The 17,737-nt window shown below is 58.4% G+C and carries 15 protein-coding genes; 2 read left to right on the top strand and 13 right to left on the bottom strand.

The annotated features are described in order from the left end of the window. Positions 1-3: 3 nt before the first annotated feature. The 10 genes from Q1J79_RS01745 to Q1J79_RS01700 all read right to left on the bottom strand — a co-directional run bounded on the left by Q1J79_RS01745 (position 4) and on the right by Q1J79_RS01700 (position 10,730). Entirely contained in the window at positions 4-1,110 is a 1,107-nt protein-coding gene (locus Q1J79_RS01745; protein ID WP_300295640.1) for a hypothetical protein, read from the bottom strand. A gap of 74 nt (positions 1,111-1,184) precedes the next feature. Continuing rightward, positions 1,185-1,922: a recombinase family protein gene (locus Q1J79_RS01740; RefSeq protein ID WP_300295638.1), complete on the bottom strand. Its 738-nt coding sequence runs from the start codon at positions 1,920-1,922 to the stop codon at positions 1,185-1,187. Positions 1,923-1,989: 67 nt separating this feature from the next. Next, a complete protein-coding gene (locus Q1J79_RS01735) occupies positions 1,990-2,316 on the bottom strand; it encodes a copper-binding protein (RefSeq protein WP_300295636.1) in 327 nt (108 codons plus the stop codon). Between the two features lie 62 nt (positions 2,317-2,378). Beyond that, entirely contained in the window at positions 2,379-5,489 is a 3,111-nt protein-coding gene (locus tag Q1J79_RS01730; RefSeq protein WP_300295634.1) for a CusA/CzcA family heavy metal efflux RND transporter, read from the bottom strand. Further along, positions 5,486-6,766: an efflux RND transporter periplasmic adaptor subunit gene (locus Q1J79_RS01725; RefSeq protein WP_300295632.1), complete on the bottom strand. Its 1,281-nt coding sequence runs from the start codon at positions 6,764-6,766 to the stop codon at positions 5,486-5,488. The genes Q1J79_RS01730 and Q1J79_RS01725 overlap by 4 nt, the downstream gene beginning before the upstream one ends. Continuing rightward, positions 6,763-8,040, bottom strand: a complete 1,278-nt coding sequence (locus Q1J79_RS01720) for a TolC family protein (protein WP_300295630.1) — start codon at positions 8,038-8,040, stop codon at positions 6,763-6,765. Before Q1J79_RS01720 ends, Q1J79_RS01725 begins: the two co-directional genes overlap by 4 nt. A 50-nt stretch (positions 8,041-8,090) precedes the next feature. Further along, entirely contained in the window at positions 8,091-8,414 is a 324-nt protein-coding gene (locus Q1J79_RS01715; RefSeq protein ID WP_300295628.1) for a hypothetical protein, read from the bottom strand. Positions 8,415-8,707: 293 nt separating this feature from the next. After that, complete coding sequence (locus Q1J79_RS01710) at positions 8,708-9,415, bottom strand: hypothetical protein (RefSeq protein WP_300295626.1); 708 nt, start codon at positions 9,413-9,415, stop codon at positions 8,708-8,710. Positions 9,416-9,427: 12 nt separating this feature from the next. Then, positions 9,428-10,210: a dienelactone hydrolase family protein gene (locus tag Q1J79_RS01705; RefSeq protein ID WP_300295668.1), complete on the bottom strand. Its 783-nt coding sequence runs from the start codon at positions 10,208-10,210 to the stop codon at positions 9,428-9,430. A gap of 52 nt (positions 10,211-10,262) precedes the next feature. After that, complete coding sequence (locus tag Q1J79_RS01700) at positions 10,263-10,730, bottom strand: hypothetical protein (RefSeq protein ID WP_300295624.1); 468 nt, start codon at positions 10,728-10,730, stop codon at positions 10,263-10,265. 71 nt (positions 10,731-10,801) lie between these two features. Between Q1J79_RS01700 and Q1J79_RS01695 the strand changes: the two genes are divergently transcribed. Further along, positions 10,802-11,065, top strand: a complete 264-nt coding sequence (locus Q1J79_RS01695) for a helix-turn-helix transcriptional regulator (protein ID WP_300295622.1) — start codon at positions 10,802-10,804, stop codon at positions 11,063-11,065. 27 nt (positions 11,066-11,092) lie between these two features. On the opposite strand, the gene Q1J79_RS01690 is transcribed toward Q1J79_RS01695, so the two are convergent. Next, positions 11,093-12,085: a tyrosine-type recombinase/integrase gene (locus Q1J79_RS01690; protein WP_300295620.1), complete on the bottom strand. Its 993-nt coding sequence runs from the start codon at positions 12,083-12,085 to the stop codon at positions 11,093-11,095. 394 nt (positions 12,086-12,479) lie between these two features. Between Q1J79_RS01690 and Q1J79_RS01685 the strand changes: the two genes are divergently transcribed. Next, entirely contained in the window at positions 12,480-13,538 is a 1,059-nt protein-coding gene (locus tag Q1J79_RS01685; RefSeq protein WP_300295619.1) for a DUF977 family protein, read from the top strand. Positions 13,539-13,680: 142 nt separating this feature from the next. Here Q1J79_RS01685 and Q1J79_RS01680 read toward each other — a convergent pair whose 3' ends face one another. Both Q1J79_RS01680 and Q1J79_RS01675 read right to left on the bottom strand, forming a co-directional pair. After that, complete coding sequence (locus Q1J79_RS01680; protein WP_300295617.1) at positions 13,681-15,189, bottom strand: hypothetical protein; 1,509 nt, start codon at positions 15,187-15,189, stop codon at positions 13,681-13,683. Further along, positions 15,152-17,716, bottom strand: coding sequence for an SIR2 family protein (locus tag Q1J79_RS01675; protein ID WP_300295616.1), 2,565 nt, complete (start codon positions 17,714-17,716; stop codon positions 15,152-15,154). Before Q1J79_RS01675 ends, Q1J79_RS01680 begins: the two co-directional genes overlap by 38 nt. Between the last annotated feature and the right edge of the window lie 21 nt (positions 17,717-17,737).

The following is a 17,737-nucleotide window of genomic DNA, read 5'->3' as shown; positions in this document are numbered from 1 at the left end:
TATTCAGTCTTTGTCCCATCCCGCTTTGCCATCGCAGAATTCGCAACCGGTATAGTGACTGTGTTCTAGGTCACCGCCGCCTATTTGGTATTCGTTGCACCAGTCGCATAATGATATGTCGCTCTCGACACTTAAGCATTCAGTGCAAACGAAGTAGTCATGATGCTGCACGACTGAGTGATACCCCATGCAGAAGGCGCAGTTCTTCGCGTCCGGCATCATCCCGTGATCGACCATTTCGGTGTCAAGTGCTTCGCCGATTTCACCTTGATCGAGTTCGTGATCACACTTCTCGCACACACCCTTTGTGCCATGATCAGCTTCCATCCTGATCGTGCCGCCGCAGTCATCTTCTGGGCACTTGAACTCCAGATACCTCTGGCCCAAGCCGCACACCCGGCATTTGTGGTCGAGAATCATGTCGGTTAGGTTACTCACTTCGGACGCTTTGAATTGACAGCCGCCGCAATCGGCGAACACGATTCCTTTTTTCTGATCTTCAATAATTTTAGGAAGTTCAGTATCGTAGATTGCTTTCAGATATTGCCAGTTCTGACGCATCAGCTTGTCAATTGCGGTGATCTCGGCGTCATACTTCGAGAACGGTTTCCCCCAACTGCGCAGCAAGCGTTCAAGATGGTACCATCCCAAGCATTGCTCTTTAATAACGGCTTCTATCTGTGAGGGTTTTGCTCTCTTTGTTACCGCTTCGTGGAAGAAATGGATTACACGATTTCGGTTTTCCGAAATTGCTTTGAAGATCAGCTTGGCATCGTCTGGGACATTTTCCCCGCAGACATTTCGGAGACGAAGAATCGCCTCGTCAGTACTGATTGTTCTTGATTTACCTTCGTAGAAATCTTTCTGAATTGCCTTGGAAGGATGCTCGACTACGAGTGTCCAATGTTCCTTCATTAACCGCGCCTTGAACATCAACTCGATTGCGGTAGCGAAATTTATAATCGAGTACTTTGGATGAGTTTTGATTTCCTTCGCCGCACGATCAAGAAAATCGAGCGCGCTTTCAACGATTCTTCGGATCGGCTTCTCGCTACCACCTTTTGTCACCGTGGTCATATCCACGATGAACAAGTCTTTTTGCCTGTTCATGCTGTGAGTCCTCGAATCGCTTAAACACAATTCTCGGGATGAGAAGCCGGAACCGCAAGGCCGGAGTGAAGGTTTTAGCCGCTTAATTCGGCTCGTATACGGCGTACACTCACGGGTGCGATGCGAAATTTCCGAGCAATAGATCGGACCGGAGTTCTGCGGTGTAGCTCTTGCTCCACGCGCAAGCGAATCGCATCGGAGATTGCTGGGCGTCCGAGCCGTTTGCCTTCGGACTTCGCCCGCTGAAGCCCGGCCCGGACCCGGTCGATGATCAAGGCCCGCTCGAACTCGGCAAAGACGCCCAGCATGTGAAACAGGGCGCGGCCCGCCGGTGTCGATGTGTCGACAGCTTGCCGGTGTAGGTAAAGGTCAATACCTCGATTCTGGACCTCGGCGAGGAATCCGACCAGTTCAGAGAGGGACCGGGCGAGCCGGTCGACGCTCCAGACGGCTACCATGTCGATCTCGCGCCGCGTGATGGCGGTCAGAAGGCGGTCGTAGCCCGGCCGCTTCTCCCGACCCTTGGTGCCACTGGCCTCGTCCGTGATGACCTCGGTCATCTGCCAGCCCAGCCGGTCGGCCACGGTGGTCAGGTCGGCGATCTGGTTGGCGACCGTCTGGCGGCCATCGGCGGTCGAGACCCGGCAGTACAGGGCGACCCGTTTGCCGGACGGGACATTAACGGGTGGTTTTGACCCGGCCCGAACCGGAGTGATTCGACCCGCCATTATCGCGGGTTTCGGCTGGGGCTTGCGGGAGGGGTTTTTGTCCCGCCCCTTTCGGGCGGGGTGGGGGGCTTGAACGGTCGTCATGGGGTTCCGTCAGATGTGGCTCCTACCCTATAGGTGACATCTGAGGGTTTTTGACGACTCCATCTGGCTACTTTCTCGGTTCGACCGACTGCACGACCATCTGGCTGTTCTTCATGGCGACGGTGAAGCTGACTTTGTCGCCGACCTTGACCTTGTCCAGCAGGGTAGGATCGGCCACCGGGAAGGCCATGGTCATGCCAGACATGCCCATATCCTTGATCGGACCGTGCTTGAGGGTGATCTCGCCTGCCGCCTTGTCGATCTTGCGGACTTCGCCTTCGGCCCGGCCGGTCGGGGCCGTCTGGTTTATATTACTCATCTGGGCAAAAGCCGCGCCCGTCGAAACAGTTAGGCCGCTGGCAAGCAGGGCAGCGATCATCAGGGGCTTCATCATGGGTCTAATCCTTGTGATGTTGAAGCTGTACGGACTTGCCGTGTGGCATGGTCCAGCGACGATCATGTGAGTCTGTGGCCCTTCACCAGCGCGTAGATGGCCGGGATCACGATCAGGGTCAGCAGGGTGGATGACACCATGCCGCCGATCATTGGCACGGCGATCCGCTGCATGACCTCGGAGCCGGTGCCCTCGATCCACAGGATCGGCAGCAGCCCGGCCATGATGGTCAGCACCGTCATCGCCTTCGGGCGGACGCGATCCACCGCACCGTCCATGATCGCGGCATTGAGGTCGGCGCGGGTGAAGGCGCGACCCTCGGCAACCGCCTGTTCGCGGCGCTCCTTCAGGGCATGGTCGAGATAGATCAGCATGATCACACCCGTCTCGGCCGCGACGCCCGCCAGCGCGATGAAGCCCACTGCCACAGCCACGCTGAAATTGAAGCCCAGATAGTCCATCAGCCATAACCCGCCAGTAAGGGCGAAGGGCAGCGACAGCATGACGATCAGGCTCTCGGTCAGGCGGCGGAAGTTCAGGTAAAGTAGCAGCAAAATCACCGCCAAGGTGATCGGCACCACGATGCCGAGTCGGGCCTTGGCGCGTTCCAGATACTCGAACTGCCCGCTCCAGACCACGGACGTGCCCTTCGGCATCTGCACCTGCTCGGCCAGAGCCTTCTGGGCATCGGCCACATAACCGCCGATGTCGCGGCCCTGCATGTCGATGAAGACGTAGACGGCCAACTGGGCATTCTCGGTACGGATGCTGACTGGACCTTGGCTGAGCTTGATCGAGGCTACCTGCCCAAGCGGCACCATGCCGCCATTGGCGGTCGGTACCAGAACCTGAGAGGAAATTGACTGCGGATCGCTGCGAAGGCTGCGCGGGTAGCGCAGGTTGACGCTGTAGCGTTCGCGGCCCTCGACCGTAGTCGTCACCGTCTCGCCGCCCAGCGCCATGGCGATCACGTCCTGAAACTCGCCAATCGTGGTGCCGTAACGGGCCAGTGCGGGCCGGTCCGGTTCGACCGTCAAGTAATAGCCGCCGATCACCCGCTCGGCAAAGGCGCTGGATGTGCCCGGCACGGTGCGCAGGACCGTCTCGATCTTCTTGGCGATCCCGTCCATCGTCTCCAGATCGCTGCCGAAGATTTTCAGGCCAAGATTGGTGCGGATGCCGGTGGAGAGCATGTCGATGCGCATCTTGATCGGCATGGTCCACGCGTTGCTGACGCCGGGCATCTGCAACGCCTTGTCCATTTCCTGAATCAGTCCATCCACGGTCATGCCCGAGCGCCACTCAGCCTGCGGTTTCAGGTTGATCACCGTCTCGAACATCTCGGTCGGGGCCGGGTCGGTGGCGGAATTGACGCGGCCCGCCTTGCCGAACACGCTGGCGACTTCGGGGAAGGTCTTGATGATCTTGTTCTGAACCTGCACCAGTTCGGCAGCCTTGGTGATGGAGAGACCCGGCAGGGTGGTCGGCATGAACTGGATGGTGCCCTCGTTCAGGTTCGGCATGAATTCGGTACCGATCCGCTGCAGGGGTATCCAGCTCAGACCCAGTACCACCAGCGCCACGGCGATGGTCAGAAGTCTCGCGCGTAAAACCACAGAGATCACCGGACGGTAGAGCGCGATCAGTAGGCGGTTCAGCGGGTTCTTCCGCTCCGGCACAATGCGGCCCCGGATCAGCAGCACCATCAACGCGGGCACCAGTGTCACCGACAGCAGCGCCGCCGCCGCCATGGCGAAGGTCTTGGTATAGGCCAGCGGCCTGAACAGTTTTCCTTCCTGCGCCTCCAAGGCGAAGATCGGCAGGAAGGACACGGTGATGATGAGCAGGCTGAAGAACAGCGACGGCCCGACCTCGACGGCCGCTTCGGTCAATACCTTGACCCGGTCGGCCTCCGGCCCGGCCCGCTCCAGCCGCTTATGGGCATTCTCGATCATCACGATGGCCGCATCCACCATGGCTCCGATGGCGATGGCGATGCCGCCCAAGCTCATGATGTTGGACGAGATGCCGAGCCATCGCATCAGGATGAAGGCGATCAGGATACCGACCGGCAGCATGATGATGGCCACCAAGGCGGACCGCACATGCAGCAGGAAGGCGAAGCAGACCAGTGCCACGACCAGCGATTCCTCGGCCAATGCTCGTTTCAGTGTGTCGATGGCGCGTAGGATCAGGTCGGAGCGGTCGTAGACCGGCACGATTTCCACACCGCTGGGCAGGCTGGCTTTCAGGTCGGCCAATCGTGCCTTGGCGTCGGCGATCACCGACAGGGCATTCTCGCCGAACCGCTGCACTACCGTGCCGCTGACGACTTCGCCCTCGCCGTTCAGTTCGGTGATGCCGCGCCGCTCGTCGGGCCCGATGTCGATACGGGCGACGTCGGCGAGACGGACCGGCGTGCCGCCGCTGGACTTCAGCACGATCTCGGCCAGATCGGCGGGACCGCGCAGGTACCCCCGGCCGCGCACCATGAACTCGGCCTCGGCCAGTTCGATCACCCGGCCGCCGACATCGCGGTTGCTCTGGCGGATCGCCTCGGCAACGCGGCCAAGCGGGATGCCATAGGCTTGCAGTTTCCGGGGGTCGACGACGACCTGATACTGCTTCACGAAGCCGCCTGCCGAGGCGATCTCGGCCACGCCACCGGTCTTGGCAAGCTGGTATCGGATGGTCCAGTCCTGCAGGCTGCGCAGCTCGGCGAGCGTGCGTTGCGCGCCCACCACGGCATACTGGTAGACCCAGCCGACCCCGGTGGCGTCTGGCCCTAGCGACGGTGTCACGCCGGCCGGCAGGCGGCGAGAAGCGAAGTTCAGATATTCCAGTACACGGCTGCGGGCCCAGTAGAGATCGGTGCCTTCTTCGAAGATTACATAGACGAAGGACACGCCGAAGTATGAGAATCCTCGCACAACCTTGGAGCGCGGCACGTTCAGCATCGCCGAGGTCAGCGGATAGGTGATCTGGTCTTCCACCACCTGCGGCGCTTGGCCGGAATATTCTGTGTAGACGATGACCTGCGTATCCGAGAGATCGGGAATCGCATCGAGCGGCACCTGACTGACGGCAACTAGCCCACCAGCGGCAATGAAGCCTGTGGCGAACAGGACGAGGAAGACGTTGCGGGTCGACCAGCGGATCAGGGCGGCGATCATTTCGGCGCTCCCTGATCGGCAGTGAAGGCACTCAGCGCGGCTTTCAGGTTGGATTCCGCGTCAATCAGGAAGTTGGCACTGACTACGACGGGCTCGTCTTCGAAGATGCCGTCCAGCACGGCGGCATAGCCATCGCCACGCGCCCCAAGCTTGACGATGCGGGGCTCGAAACGGCCTTGTCCCATATCGACCAGCACCACCTGCTTGGTGCCGGTATCCAGAACCGCGCTTTCCGGCACCGCGACGGTCTGCATCGCAGCGGCGGTCTGCAGGTCGACGGTCGCATACATATCTGCCTTCAGTGCGCCGTCCGCGTTGGGCACTTCAATCCGCACCCGCGCTGTCCGCGTCTCGCGGTTGAGTGTCGGGTAGATATAGGCAATCCGACCGGTATAACGGCGATCTGGATAGGCGTTGACGGTGAAGCCGACTTCGATGCCGGGCTTGAGCAGGCCCAAATCCTGCTCGAACACATCAGCCAGCAACCAGACCTGCCGGTCGTCGATCAGGCGGTACAATCTTTCCCCCGGCATCAGCCGCATGCCCTCCACGGCATTCTTCTCGGCCACCACGCCCTGTATGGGGGATGCCAGCGCGATCTGCCGACTGACGGTTCCGTCGCGGGCCAGCCGGTCCAGCACCGTTTTTGGGACATCGAAGTTGCGCATGCGTGCCATGGCCCCGGCCATCAGCCGATCAGCATCGGCCGTGCCCTCGTCACGCAGTCGCTTGGCGACCAGATATTCCTCCTGTGCCTGCACCAGCGCCGGGCTGTAGATCAGCATCAGAGTCTGGCCGGCCTTCACCGGCTCCCCGGTCGCATTGACCAGCAGCTTCTCGATCCAGCCTTCGTATTTGACGGTGACATCGACCTGACGGCGTTCGTCGAACTGCATGGTCCCGGTGGCCCGCACCGGGCGCATCAGGTTGCGGCGCGCGGCTGGCTCGGTGCGGACACCGAGTTTCTGCACTTTGTCGAGGCTGATCTTGATGCCTTCGCCGGTATCCTGTTCCTCGCCCTCGTAGACCGGGATGTAATCCATCCCCATCCAGTCCTTCTTCGGCGTCGGCGAGACATCCGGCAGACCCATGGGGTTGCGGTAATAGAGCAGTTTTCGGTCGCTGCCCTGCGCTGGAGCGGCAGGCTGACCCGCATCGGCCATGACGGTTGTGGCGGGCGTCATCTGCTTGGGCCGCTGCGTACCGAACCAGTATCCGCCTGCCGCGGCACCGGCCACCGCGACCGCGCAGGCCATAAGGATATAGGATTGCTTCATAGCTCGCCTCCGACGGCGCGTTCGATCTCGGCCAGCGTCATGCGCTGCTCGGCTTGCACCTTCACGCGCTCCATCTCGATCTCGCGCAGACGGCTTTGTGCCAGTAGCACATCGGTGATCTGACCGGAGCCCTGTTCCAGACCGCGCATGGCGGCATCGGTCGTCGCTCTGGCCTGTGGCAAGGCTTGGCTGCTCAGCAAAGCCTCGATGCGGCGCTGAGCCGTCAGGGCAGCCAATGACTCTCGCAGCCGCGCGATCAGGTCCAGTTCGATGCTGCTGCGCTTCATCCGCGCTGCCGAAGTCTCGGAAACGGCCTCGGATCGTTTGGCGTCGCGCAGGCCCCAGCGCAGGGGAATGTTGAATGACACCACGCCCTCATAAGCGCGGGCCTGAAAGCTCTCTTCGACGATGCGGGCACCGAGACTGACATCAGGAATCCACTCGGAATCGGCCAGCTTGCGCTGCTGCTCACCACGCGCGATGCGGGTCTCCTGCTGCGCCAGATCGGGGCTGCGTTCACGCGCCAACACCAGCAGGCTATCGGCATTAAGGCCGTCCAGCGGTGGGATCGGCGCGAAGGCCAGCGGTGGGGCCAATTCAACGACAGTGCTCTGCCCCAGCAGTCCGGCCAGACGAGCATCCAGCCGGCGTTGCTCGCCCTCCAGCCGCACGATCTCGACCTCATGGCGGCTCAGGTTCAACCGGGCCATCAGCGATGCGTCTTGTCCTGTCCGGCCCTGCGCATAGGCGCGGTCGGCGGCATCGATCACCCGCGACAGCAGGGCATGCTGGTCGTGCAGCAGCCGCAGGCTGGAGATAGTAGCATAGCGTTGCGCCTGCACCGTTTTGACCCGGAGCACGAGGTCTTCCGCAATCGACCGACGACGGCTGTCGGCTTCGTCACGGTCGGCCGTGGCGACGCTCCGGCGAAGCTCGCGTTTGCCGCCAAGCGGGAAGGTCTGCTCGACCATGTATTTGCGGTTACTGCTCTGATCCGACCATGCCGAGCCACGCCATGTGTTGTTATTGAACTCGGTAATGAAGTTGGGGTCGGGCAGGCTATCGGCAGCCGAAGCGCGGGCTGCCGCCATGTCGGTTTCGAGCGCGGCTGTGGCGACATCGGGATGTTGCACACGGACATGGGCGATCATGGCGCTGAGATCGGCACCATAGGCGGGCTGGGCGGCATAAAGCTGGGCCGGGGCATCCCATGCCCATACGGCCAGCAGCGATGCGGCCCATAGGGACGCGCACCGCAAAAGAGCGGCAAACATGATTTTGCTCCGTCATGGACGAGAAGAGACCCGGCGAACCGGGCAGATCGTCAGATGCGGAAGCTCAGGCGGGGAGGTTTGGGATCGGGAAGGATGAACTGGTCCAGCGGCTCGACCGTAACGGCAACTATAAAGGTCGGCGTGAGTGAGGCAGGCTCCGAGACCGCCATGGCGGCGAGAGCGGGTAGCTGGACGCAGCCGATCTTGCAGGTCATCGGCGTGGCCGGTGCCTCGTCGGGACAGCAGGGCATGTCGGGCATTGCCGCCATGGCTTCCTGATTCTGATCGGCGCATTGGGCCTCGGCCGGCGCAAACGGCGACAGGCCGAGTGCCAGAACGGCTAGGAGGGACAGGATGCGAGCAAACCGGGTCATGCGCCTATCAGCATAGTGCGGATTAGCAGATTTGCCAGAGGGGTGGCAGGTTTCACGCAATCGTCAGCGCCGACAAACCTTCCCACATGGTACCCCGTCAAACCTTATATGGGACTCCGGGCGATATGGAACGATGCGTCACTCTGACTCTTCGCTCAGGGGCCGTCGTGGCGTCCGCCATTCGGTAGACATGCTCAAATTTCTTTGACCGAACCCAGAGCGGATACCCTGAAATTAAAATTTCTTTCGTGTTTCCCAGAGGAAAAGCGGATGAAATTTGGCTTTCCAGTTTTCTAATCGGTCTCGACCTGCACGGTCGTCCAGTATTGATTGTGCGGCATCTTGCAGACCAATTGCCGCTGCACATCGGTCTCTCCACCCGCATGTAGAGTCATGCGGCCGAAGTAACACGGCACCAGCTTGCCGTGGTAAAATGTATCCTTGGCCTTTTGATCGGCATGCAAGAGGATCGAGCCTGAATTTCCACTGCTTGGGTTCTGCCAAAACTGCTCCCGGCCCAGAGCCTCACCGGCCCGCTGAAAGGCGTCCTTGGCAAGCTGCCGATCCTCGGCAGTCGCAGCCGATGTCGTTCTGGCCCAACGAGCGGCAACCTCGGGGAGAACAACGCCACGGTTACCATCGAGCGTCTGGCGGGGTCGATCCTGTGACGGCTGGACCGAAGCCGTCATTGGGGGGCGCTGCGGCTCCGCCTGCTGGGCGGTTCGGCTCGAACTGTAAATCAACACCGCAAGCTGGTTGCCGCGCCCGAACAGTGTGTTGTTGGCCGAGCGGGTCTCGTTTGAATCCGGGTCGTATCGCCCCAGAAGCTGGTTCGATGTCGAGCGGGCCTCTTTGAGGCCATCATGTCTGTTTATGATCTTTCCGAGCAGACGGTTCTGCGGATCGCGGAGTTCCTCAACCCCATCGGCATGGGCGGCAATAGGAAGTATCAGCCCGACGAGAAGGCAGGCCGTAGCGAGGGAGCGTTGAAGTGACTGCATCGCCTTGCCCCATCATTGATGAGAAGTAACGGAGTTCGACCGCAGGAATTCGACCACCAGCTTCATCCCATCTGGATGCGCCGAGATGTCGTGTGGCGCTCCCTTCAGGACGACCGACTTCCCGGCGGGATGGGCGCGCATGTATTGACCGCAATTGACGGCACGATTTGGACCGCCTGCGAACCACTCGTCTGCGTCTCCCAGCACTGACAGGATGGGGCGACCGGCAGGTGTCTTGATGCCTTCCAGTCGGCGGTCCGTATGTGGTCCGCAATGGTAGCCAAGCACGACATACCCCCGGAAGTGATCGGCAGCCGTGTAGTTGTGGGTGGTCATTCCGCCCATACTGTGGCCAGCCAGAAATATGCTCTGGGTGTCGATCCAGCCGAACTCAGCAATGCGCTGGCGCACCATTTTTGCCTCGGCGATTCGGAGCCCCACCTTGTTGAAGTCGATGTAAGACTTCAGGGTCTTGGGATCGCAGTAAGGCGGATGGGGGCGATCCAGCGAGTTCGGGGCAAACACCACGAATCCGGCTGCAGCCATGTCATGGACCATGCGCGTGACTTGCGTTGAGCCTAGGGATAAGCCGGAGCAACCGTGCAGGAATACCACGGCCGGATACTTCTTGCCCGGCGCCAGCTTCTCAATTGCGAGATCGAGGTTTCGTTCAGCACGATAGAAATACACATCTGGCTCTTGCGGGATCACCACCAAGGTGTTGGCCCAGACGCGATTCAGTTCCGTAGTCTCATCTGCACGGGCTTCTTGTGCTGCAAATACTGCAACCAACATCAGCAGGACAGCAGGAATACAGGTGCGCATCATTCTCTCCACCTTGTTCCAGTCAGCAGGCCGGGCGAATTTCGCGTTGGCCAGATGGGAAATGGCGAATACAGCCAATCCCCGGAAGTGTGATTTCGGCTTTGGTGAAATGCTTGCCAATGTCCGCGTGGCAGTGAACGACTTCTCGTCCTTGGCCATAAATCATTCGTAAGGCGGTGTAATAACCGGTGGTGCGAGCGGGATCGCCTACCTTGTAGGTCTCACCAGCTTCGATCTTCTGGAATTCGACGCGGAAATTCCGGACACCGTCCGATTGAGACACCAAGGCTTTGCAGTCCTTGACATATGCCGCTTCGAACCACGCATCAAAATTCACATAAGGCTTCAGAAGCCAGTACCCGGCCATTACCGTGGCGAAGGCGACGAATGCCAGTCGAAACAGATTCCCGATGAGGCTACCCGACAATAAGGGCGAGGACGGGGTGGTTGCGGTGTTGGCTGGTCCGTCTGGTTGCCGGTCGGAGTCCATTAGTTCCCCCAGTATAATACCCCGTATTATAGTAAGTGGTATTGGAGTTGCCAAGATGATGCCGTCCGCGAATGGATGCGCAGAAACTGGTTGCCCATAACCTCAAGCGGATGAGGCTTCTAAAACGGGTGTCGCAAGAGGATTTGGCCGAGGACGCCGGGATCGCGCGAAGCTACGTCTGGCGGCTCGAAAAAGGTGAAGTTAACCCGACGCTGGATACTATGGACCGTCTCGCACAGGCCCTTGGTGGCCATGTCCGCGATCTGCTCGCCCAACCACAGGTCAAGGAAAAGCCCCTAAAGGCGCTGCCAAAGGGTCCGAAGGGGCCTCGCTAACTGCTCGCCTCATTGCAGGTCGACATCTCAATGCGGTCTCGCGGCGAGTTTCCGGGCGATTTCTGACGCTCGGGGATGGGTGTACCGGAAAAGCATTCTGAAGTCGCGATGACCACTGATTGTCGCGACTTCTGTGATTGAAAGTCCTAGTTCGAAAAAGCGGCTGATAGCTTCATGTCGCAGATCATGAAAATGAAGGTCTTTCACGCCGGCTCGTTTCAGTATCCGCCCCCACGCAAGGCGTGCCGCATTGTCCGAAATCGGCAGGATTCGATCATCGGATTGATGTAGGGCCGAGATAGTTGCAAGTGCGACGGGTGACAGAGGAACGAGGCGGGGGAAGCCATTCTTCGTTATCGGAAGGTGGAGCGTGGCGTCCTGCGTGCTCAGGCCATCCCATCGAGCGGCGAGCAGTTCACCACGCCGCATGCCGGTTTCCAGTGCAAGAACAATCAGGGGTGTAACGAGCGGGTTTGGGTATGTCTTGGCCACATCCAGAATCCGTCCGAGTTCTTCACTCGTCGGGCGGCGAGTGCGGTGCGGCGGCAATCGAGGGAAGCGAATATCTTTGACCGGGTTGCTCGTGAACGGGTAACCCCATTCCTTGCGACTGATCTCCAAGACATGGCGCAGGAGAGCAAGCTCACGGCAGACCGTGGCCGGACCTACAGCCTTCAAGCGCAGGTCTCTATAGGCAGCCACATTTTCTGGTCTGAGGTTGTCGAGAGTCAGGCGACCTAAAGGGCTGCGAACGATATTGCGAAAGAAGTATACATCTCGGTCTCCGGCCCGTTTCTTCGATGACACTTCCCGTTCGTATCGTTCACAAAGATCGCGTAACACGGTCGAACGTAGTGGTTCACGATCCACCACCACGCCGGTGCGCTCGATCTCCTGCTCGATTTGCCGCGCCCATATCTCGGCTGTCTTGCGAGATTGAAAGCTCTTGGTGACAGATGACAGGCCGCGACGACGGACCTGAACCTCCCACGCGGTTCCACGCTTGCGAATTGATGCCATGCCATCCCGTTGTTGTGGCAACGTTGTGGCAAGCAGCCTTCATGATGCACTCGACCCGAGATTCCTCACGGGCAAGTCACTGTTTTTCAAGGTGGAAAATTGGTGGAGCCGAGGGGAATCGAACCCTTTTTCGTGGCTCCTTACGGATCAATGGGTTAGCAGGCTAACCGCCTGTAACTGTTACACAATGTGTAGCAGTCGGGCGTGACAGGGGCAAGAGGCGTATCCCGGGCCGCCTGACCGCATCCCTGCGAATTGCGGCGGCTGGATAGCCCTGGGCAGATACCCAATTCCATATCCATAAATATCCAAAAGACGTCCAAAGAAGGCCGGTGCAAATTGGGCATTATTGGGTATAATCGGGTATGAAATTGGATATGCGGATGCCCCAGACATGAGGGAGCCCAGGATCACCCTCGGCCCCGACCTCGTGAAGCTCATCGCCGAAATCGATGAGTTCAAGGGGCGGTGGGAGGCCCTCAAAACGCTCTCGCCGGACCGCCTCAACGCCCTGCGCAAGGTGGCGACGATCGAGAGCGTCGGCTCGTCCACGCGCATCGAAGGCGCCAGGCTCTCGGATGCCGAGGTGGAAGACCTGCTCTCGCGGGCGCTCACGATGGACTCCTTCCGGACGCGCGACGAGCAGGAGGTCGCCGGCTATGCCGAGGCCATGGATCTCGTCTTCGAGGCTTATGCCGATCTGCGCCTGACCGAGAACCACATCCGGCAGCTGCACCAGACCCTGCTGCGGCACAGCGACAAGGACGAGCGCCATCGCGGCACCTACAAGACACTGCCCAACAATGTCGTGGCCTTCGATGAGGAGGGCCGCGAGATCGGTGTGGTGTTCGAGACGGCTTCGCCCTTCGACACGCCGCGCGAGATGGAAGAGCTGGTCGCCTGGACGCGCAAGGCGCTGGAGGAAGAGGCCCTTCATCCGCTGCTCATCATCGCCACCTTCATCGTGGCCTTCCTGGCCATCCATCCCTTCCAGGACGGCAACGGACGGCTGTCGCGCGTGCTCACCTCGCTGCTGCTGCTGCGGGCCGGATATGCCTATGTGCCATACGCCTCGCTGGAGCGTGTGATCGAGGAGAACAAGGACCTCTACTACAAGGCCCTGCGGCGCACCCAGACGACGCTGAAGGGCGAGACGCCCGACTGGGAGCCCTGGCTGGGCTTTTTCCTGCGGTGTCTCAAGCGGCAGAAGGACGGTCTCGCCGCGCGGCTGGAGCGCGAGCGGCAGCAGCAGGGCAGGGATGCCGATCTGCCCGAGCTGTCGCTCAGGATACTCAAAGCCCTGCGCGACCAGCACCGCCTCACCATCGCGCAGATCGCGCAGATCACCGGCGCCAACCGCAACACGCTCAAGGTCCGTTTGCGCGACCTCACAGCGGAGGGGCGCATCCGCCGGCACGGCAAGGCGCGGGGGGCGTGGTACTCGCTGGGGTGAGAGCGGCTTTCCGCACCGCCCGTGTGGCATAGGTGTGGCAAGTGTGTGCTTCGAAGATGGATAATGGAGAGGACTAGGGGGGGCGGATACTGGCCAATATTCCGTGAAAATGCGGGTGCAAATAGGAGCGGTTTTTTAGGCGCTACATATAAAATCGATATGAAGGGTTAGGCGTCTGATTATCGGATAGCTCAGTCATTAGCATGCCGACCTTGCGTGCGAACGAGATAGTGATCGGATGACGCCCTATACCTTCACTGGAATTCCAGTTCATTTTGGTCAGAGCTAAAATCTCCTGTGCTCGTTCTCGAATATTAGTCGGGCCGCAGGAGCCAATCTGAAGCGGCGCCGGAATATGCGGGCCAGGATATTCATCCCACCATGGTACATATCCGCTGGTAAATAAGTACGATTCATCCCCAATTGTACACAACGTCCCTCGCCATGGCTCCTGAGTCCCTTTGCGTATCAACCCGAATGCGGTACTTCTCAACCAGATGAGATCGCAAACTGGAACGCGTTGTTCGGCGGCGCGACGGAATCCGGCTTCTTCCTCAGCGGCATAACCGCTCGTCTTGTGAACGACAACACGAGAAGGCAAGATGCCCGCAAGAGACTCGTATTTGTCAAGGACCCCCTTCATCAGCTCGGCTGCTTGGGCTTCTTTGAGGTAGGGTTGTCGGTCTTCACCTCGCTGATCGTGAGGCAGTGTCGAGCCCTTAAGGGCAAATGGCTCTATCTCATTTGAGAAAGCTTGCGCCACACTGGCGTAGACGACCTCACCCTCGCGTCTCTTAAGGTGATGAAAGGAAATGCCGATGAAACAGGTGTTACTTGGTAGGCTTGCCGGCCTCCAAGGTTCGTGACCAGATTTATAGTATAAGGAAAGGGCCAAATTCCATGCGCGGGTCGCGTAGCTCTGTCCCTCATTGTCGGGGCGAACAAAGGTATCTCGTCGCACAACCTGAATCGGAACTGGATTCTGGTGTGTCATAATCCGAGCCTTCAGCGCCCGGTAAAAGGTGCGAAATAACAGATCTTCAGCCTGTGTTCGTAGGTCTTCGGCTGCCTTTTGCTCCTCCGATGTTGGTTGGAATAAAGAAAGCTGGTCGTTTTCCTCTTCACGTTGCAAGCGCTCGAGAGCTAACCGCTCCCCCGTGGAAAGCCGTGGGTTGCTGATTCTCATGTCTGCCGCCTCATCGGGAAGGCAGACAATGATGCAATCAGGGCGGACATCACCGAAAAAGGCCTGAATTTTCGAGTCGAATAAATCTAATAGTTCATCAAATTTCTCCGAAGGGGAGGATTTGCTGAGTGCCAGCCGGAATTTCTCGTCATCTAAAGGGCGTACAAAACGATCTTCGATCACAAACGTCACACCTAGCGCCTTTGGAGCACCGGGCCAATCGCGGTAGCGCCGAGCGCTTCTCTCTCGCGCAATCGCCAAACTATTGAGTCTTGGCAACCAACCACGGGCTAATTGCACCTCTTCGGAAGGCCCAACCAGTGCGATACGAATTTCCTTTGGTGTAACAGCGTCAGCGGCGCCCACTTTTGCCATAATGCGGCGCGGCTCGACGCCGGTTTCGCCTCTGCCAAATAGTAGCTTTGGCTCAGGCAGGCATTCGATTTTGATCTTCAGATCCATCATCGATAAGTCCTATCTCTGGCACTTCTACGGTTAGAAATGACGAATCGAGGATAAGGTCGTCCACATGCTGATGGCCTATGTTTATTGTTTCGTTCCCGCGCCCTAAAAAGCTGCTCCAGAATGCTAAATCGCCTTCAACATTCTTGTTGCGGTCAAATTTCATGCGACTCGTCGCTTTTGCAGCGCGCGTGAACGACGGTAATGGCGAGCGGGAGTTCTTTCCAGTGAACATATAAAATGGCTTAATGCGAACGCACCAATGCCCACCGATTTGAACAATCTCGTAGCTTATACCCTCATTCTCAAACCATGTACGAACACCTTCACCACGCCTCTTGACGACATCCCGTCGATTGCCTTTTCGCTGACCATTCCAGACGACAGTTCGTCCGTCACCATTCCGGCCTTCAAAGTAAGCGCGATGCTTATGCCCCCTCTCCAGGATCAGGCCGTCTTGCTTGAAGCTCAGTAAATGGCGCTCCCAATGATTTCGCAGCAACCAAGACAAGACGCGCTTTGCATCTGGAGAAGCCTCAACTTCTTCGCGTGCGACGGTGACGCTGGCATCCACATCAATTATTGGCGAAAGTTGTGCCGCTAGAAGAGGCAGGGGCGCGAAGCTCCACAGCGTGTCACCTCTAGCAACGAATGTTCCGCATTCAGAGAAGTCGAAATCCCGAGGGCGTTCACGCCAGTGCATCTTTAACTGGATGATTGATAGTGCGTCGGGAATGACGGAGAAGGGTATGGCATTCAAGATGTACATGCCGGTTGGCACTTCCGAGCGGGCGATACTGCGCGAGCCAGCCGATGCTTGAGGCGGAGCAATCTTTGCTTCAAACCGTGCATCTGCGTCGTAATTATAGAACGCGCACCGCCCTCCGCACTCCTGCATGAGTTGGCCAACGTCGATCAAGCCCGTGCCGGCGCGTTCCATCGCGCTTATCCCGAAGAAGATGTCGCAAAGTGACGGATTACGCTGATCTGTAACGTTTTCTGAAACGACAATGCGCCCGTCTCGTTCGATGGTAAATTGCCCGGCAAGTTTCTTGGTTAACGAGCCCGGGTTCAAAAATGCAATCTCAGAGCCTAGCTGAATGTCTATGCAAGCCGGCTCTCGAGCCTCGTAATCCCGGTGGACCAACATATTGACTAGTAGCTCGACAAGTGCGCGTGGCGGATAAGCAGGCTGCTCATCATGTTGGCGGCGCTTCTTGACTTTCAGTAGTGGATTGACTTCAGGTGTTTCAAGCTTTTCCAGAAGCTGTCTGTGTTGGCTGATTAGATTGCCTTCATATATCTCACGCTTCTTTCCTGCCTCAGTCACCGCCACGACTGCATGAGGGAAGAAATCCTGAGGGCGCTTGCCAAAAAGTAGAATAGCGCCAGTTGTCACCTTGTCCTTTCCATCGCTCTGAACTAGAAGGCCCTGCTCCCTCATCAGTGCCAACAAGGTGTCTCGACTAACAGGCGCTCGCTTAAGTTTCTCGCAATACTGCCGCAATACCGGCAGGGCCAAATCCAAGTCAAGATCATCAAGGGAGGCCGTGTCCAACACACGTTCGTCAAACGCGTGAAACTGATGAACCGACGGCGGATTTATATTGCTCGCATGATAACGATCAAAATCTACAAGCTCTTGTGAAAGATCGGTCAGGAGCTCATCAAACCCATCTATTTCTAGCAAGGTGAAATTCTGGCCCAGGCGGCGTCTCAAGGCTTCAACGTTCGGATGCGGTGTTTCTCCGCGCCGAATGCACCAATAGACTCCGTGTGGAAAATCAAGTCGGCCAGCTTTGATCTGTGCGAATATACCCTCCATGATCGAAGGCTCGGTACCGCGATAGCCGATGACAATGATAGGTGAGCTGTCGAGCAACGGACGAAGTAATGACACCAATTCGGGATCAGGCGCACCGATCTCTCCGGCTGCATTTTTGTCGGAATAGTGCTCTGCGCGGCCATGCAGCCAAACGATTTGGCATTTGTTAAATACATTAAATTGATCAAAGTCAGTCGGTGTACGATTGACCTCGTGAATATGCCGGATATGCGGTTGCCGTGCTCTCAGTGCATCGGGAAGGCAAGGATCGAAATTTGTGGTGAGAATCGTTCGAATCAATCCTCGCATGACGAAATCTGAAAGTACGCCATAGCCGGCGCTAATAACGTTTCGTGGGCGCATCAATTCCAGAATGACGCGCTTCCGAAAATCAGCGGGATAAAGAAGGTGTTCGACTGCGAGCGGAAAATTCTCAGCGAGCCTATCAGCCCCATGAATGAACCATGGCTGATTTTGAAGCCAAGGTTCCCATTCGGACGGCTTTACCCGCTCCGGCGGCCGCGAACCACCTAATTCCCGCTCCGAGTAAACGAGGCGGGCAATCTGCTTTACCGCATCTGCAGCTGTGGGCACACCTGAACGAAAGGATGCTCCCGCACCCAGCAAAAGAACGGGGCACGGTTCTTCTGTTGCTCGCAGTAAGGGTGCCAGAATAGAGACGGCTAGTCGATTTCCCGCCATCATTACACCACATCCAGTAGAGGT

The sequence above is a fragment of the Ferrovibrio sp. genome (assembly GCF_029255545.1).
GTDB lineage: Bacteria > Pseudomonadota > Alphaproteobacteria > Ferrovibrionales > Ferrovibrionaceae > Ferrovibrio.
This window is presented reverse-complemented; position numbering and strand designations above follow the sequence as displayed.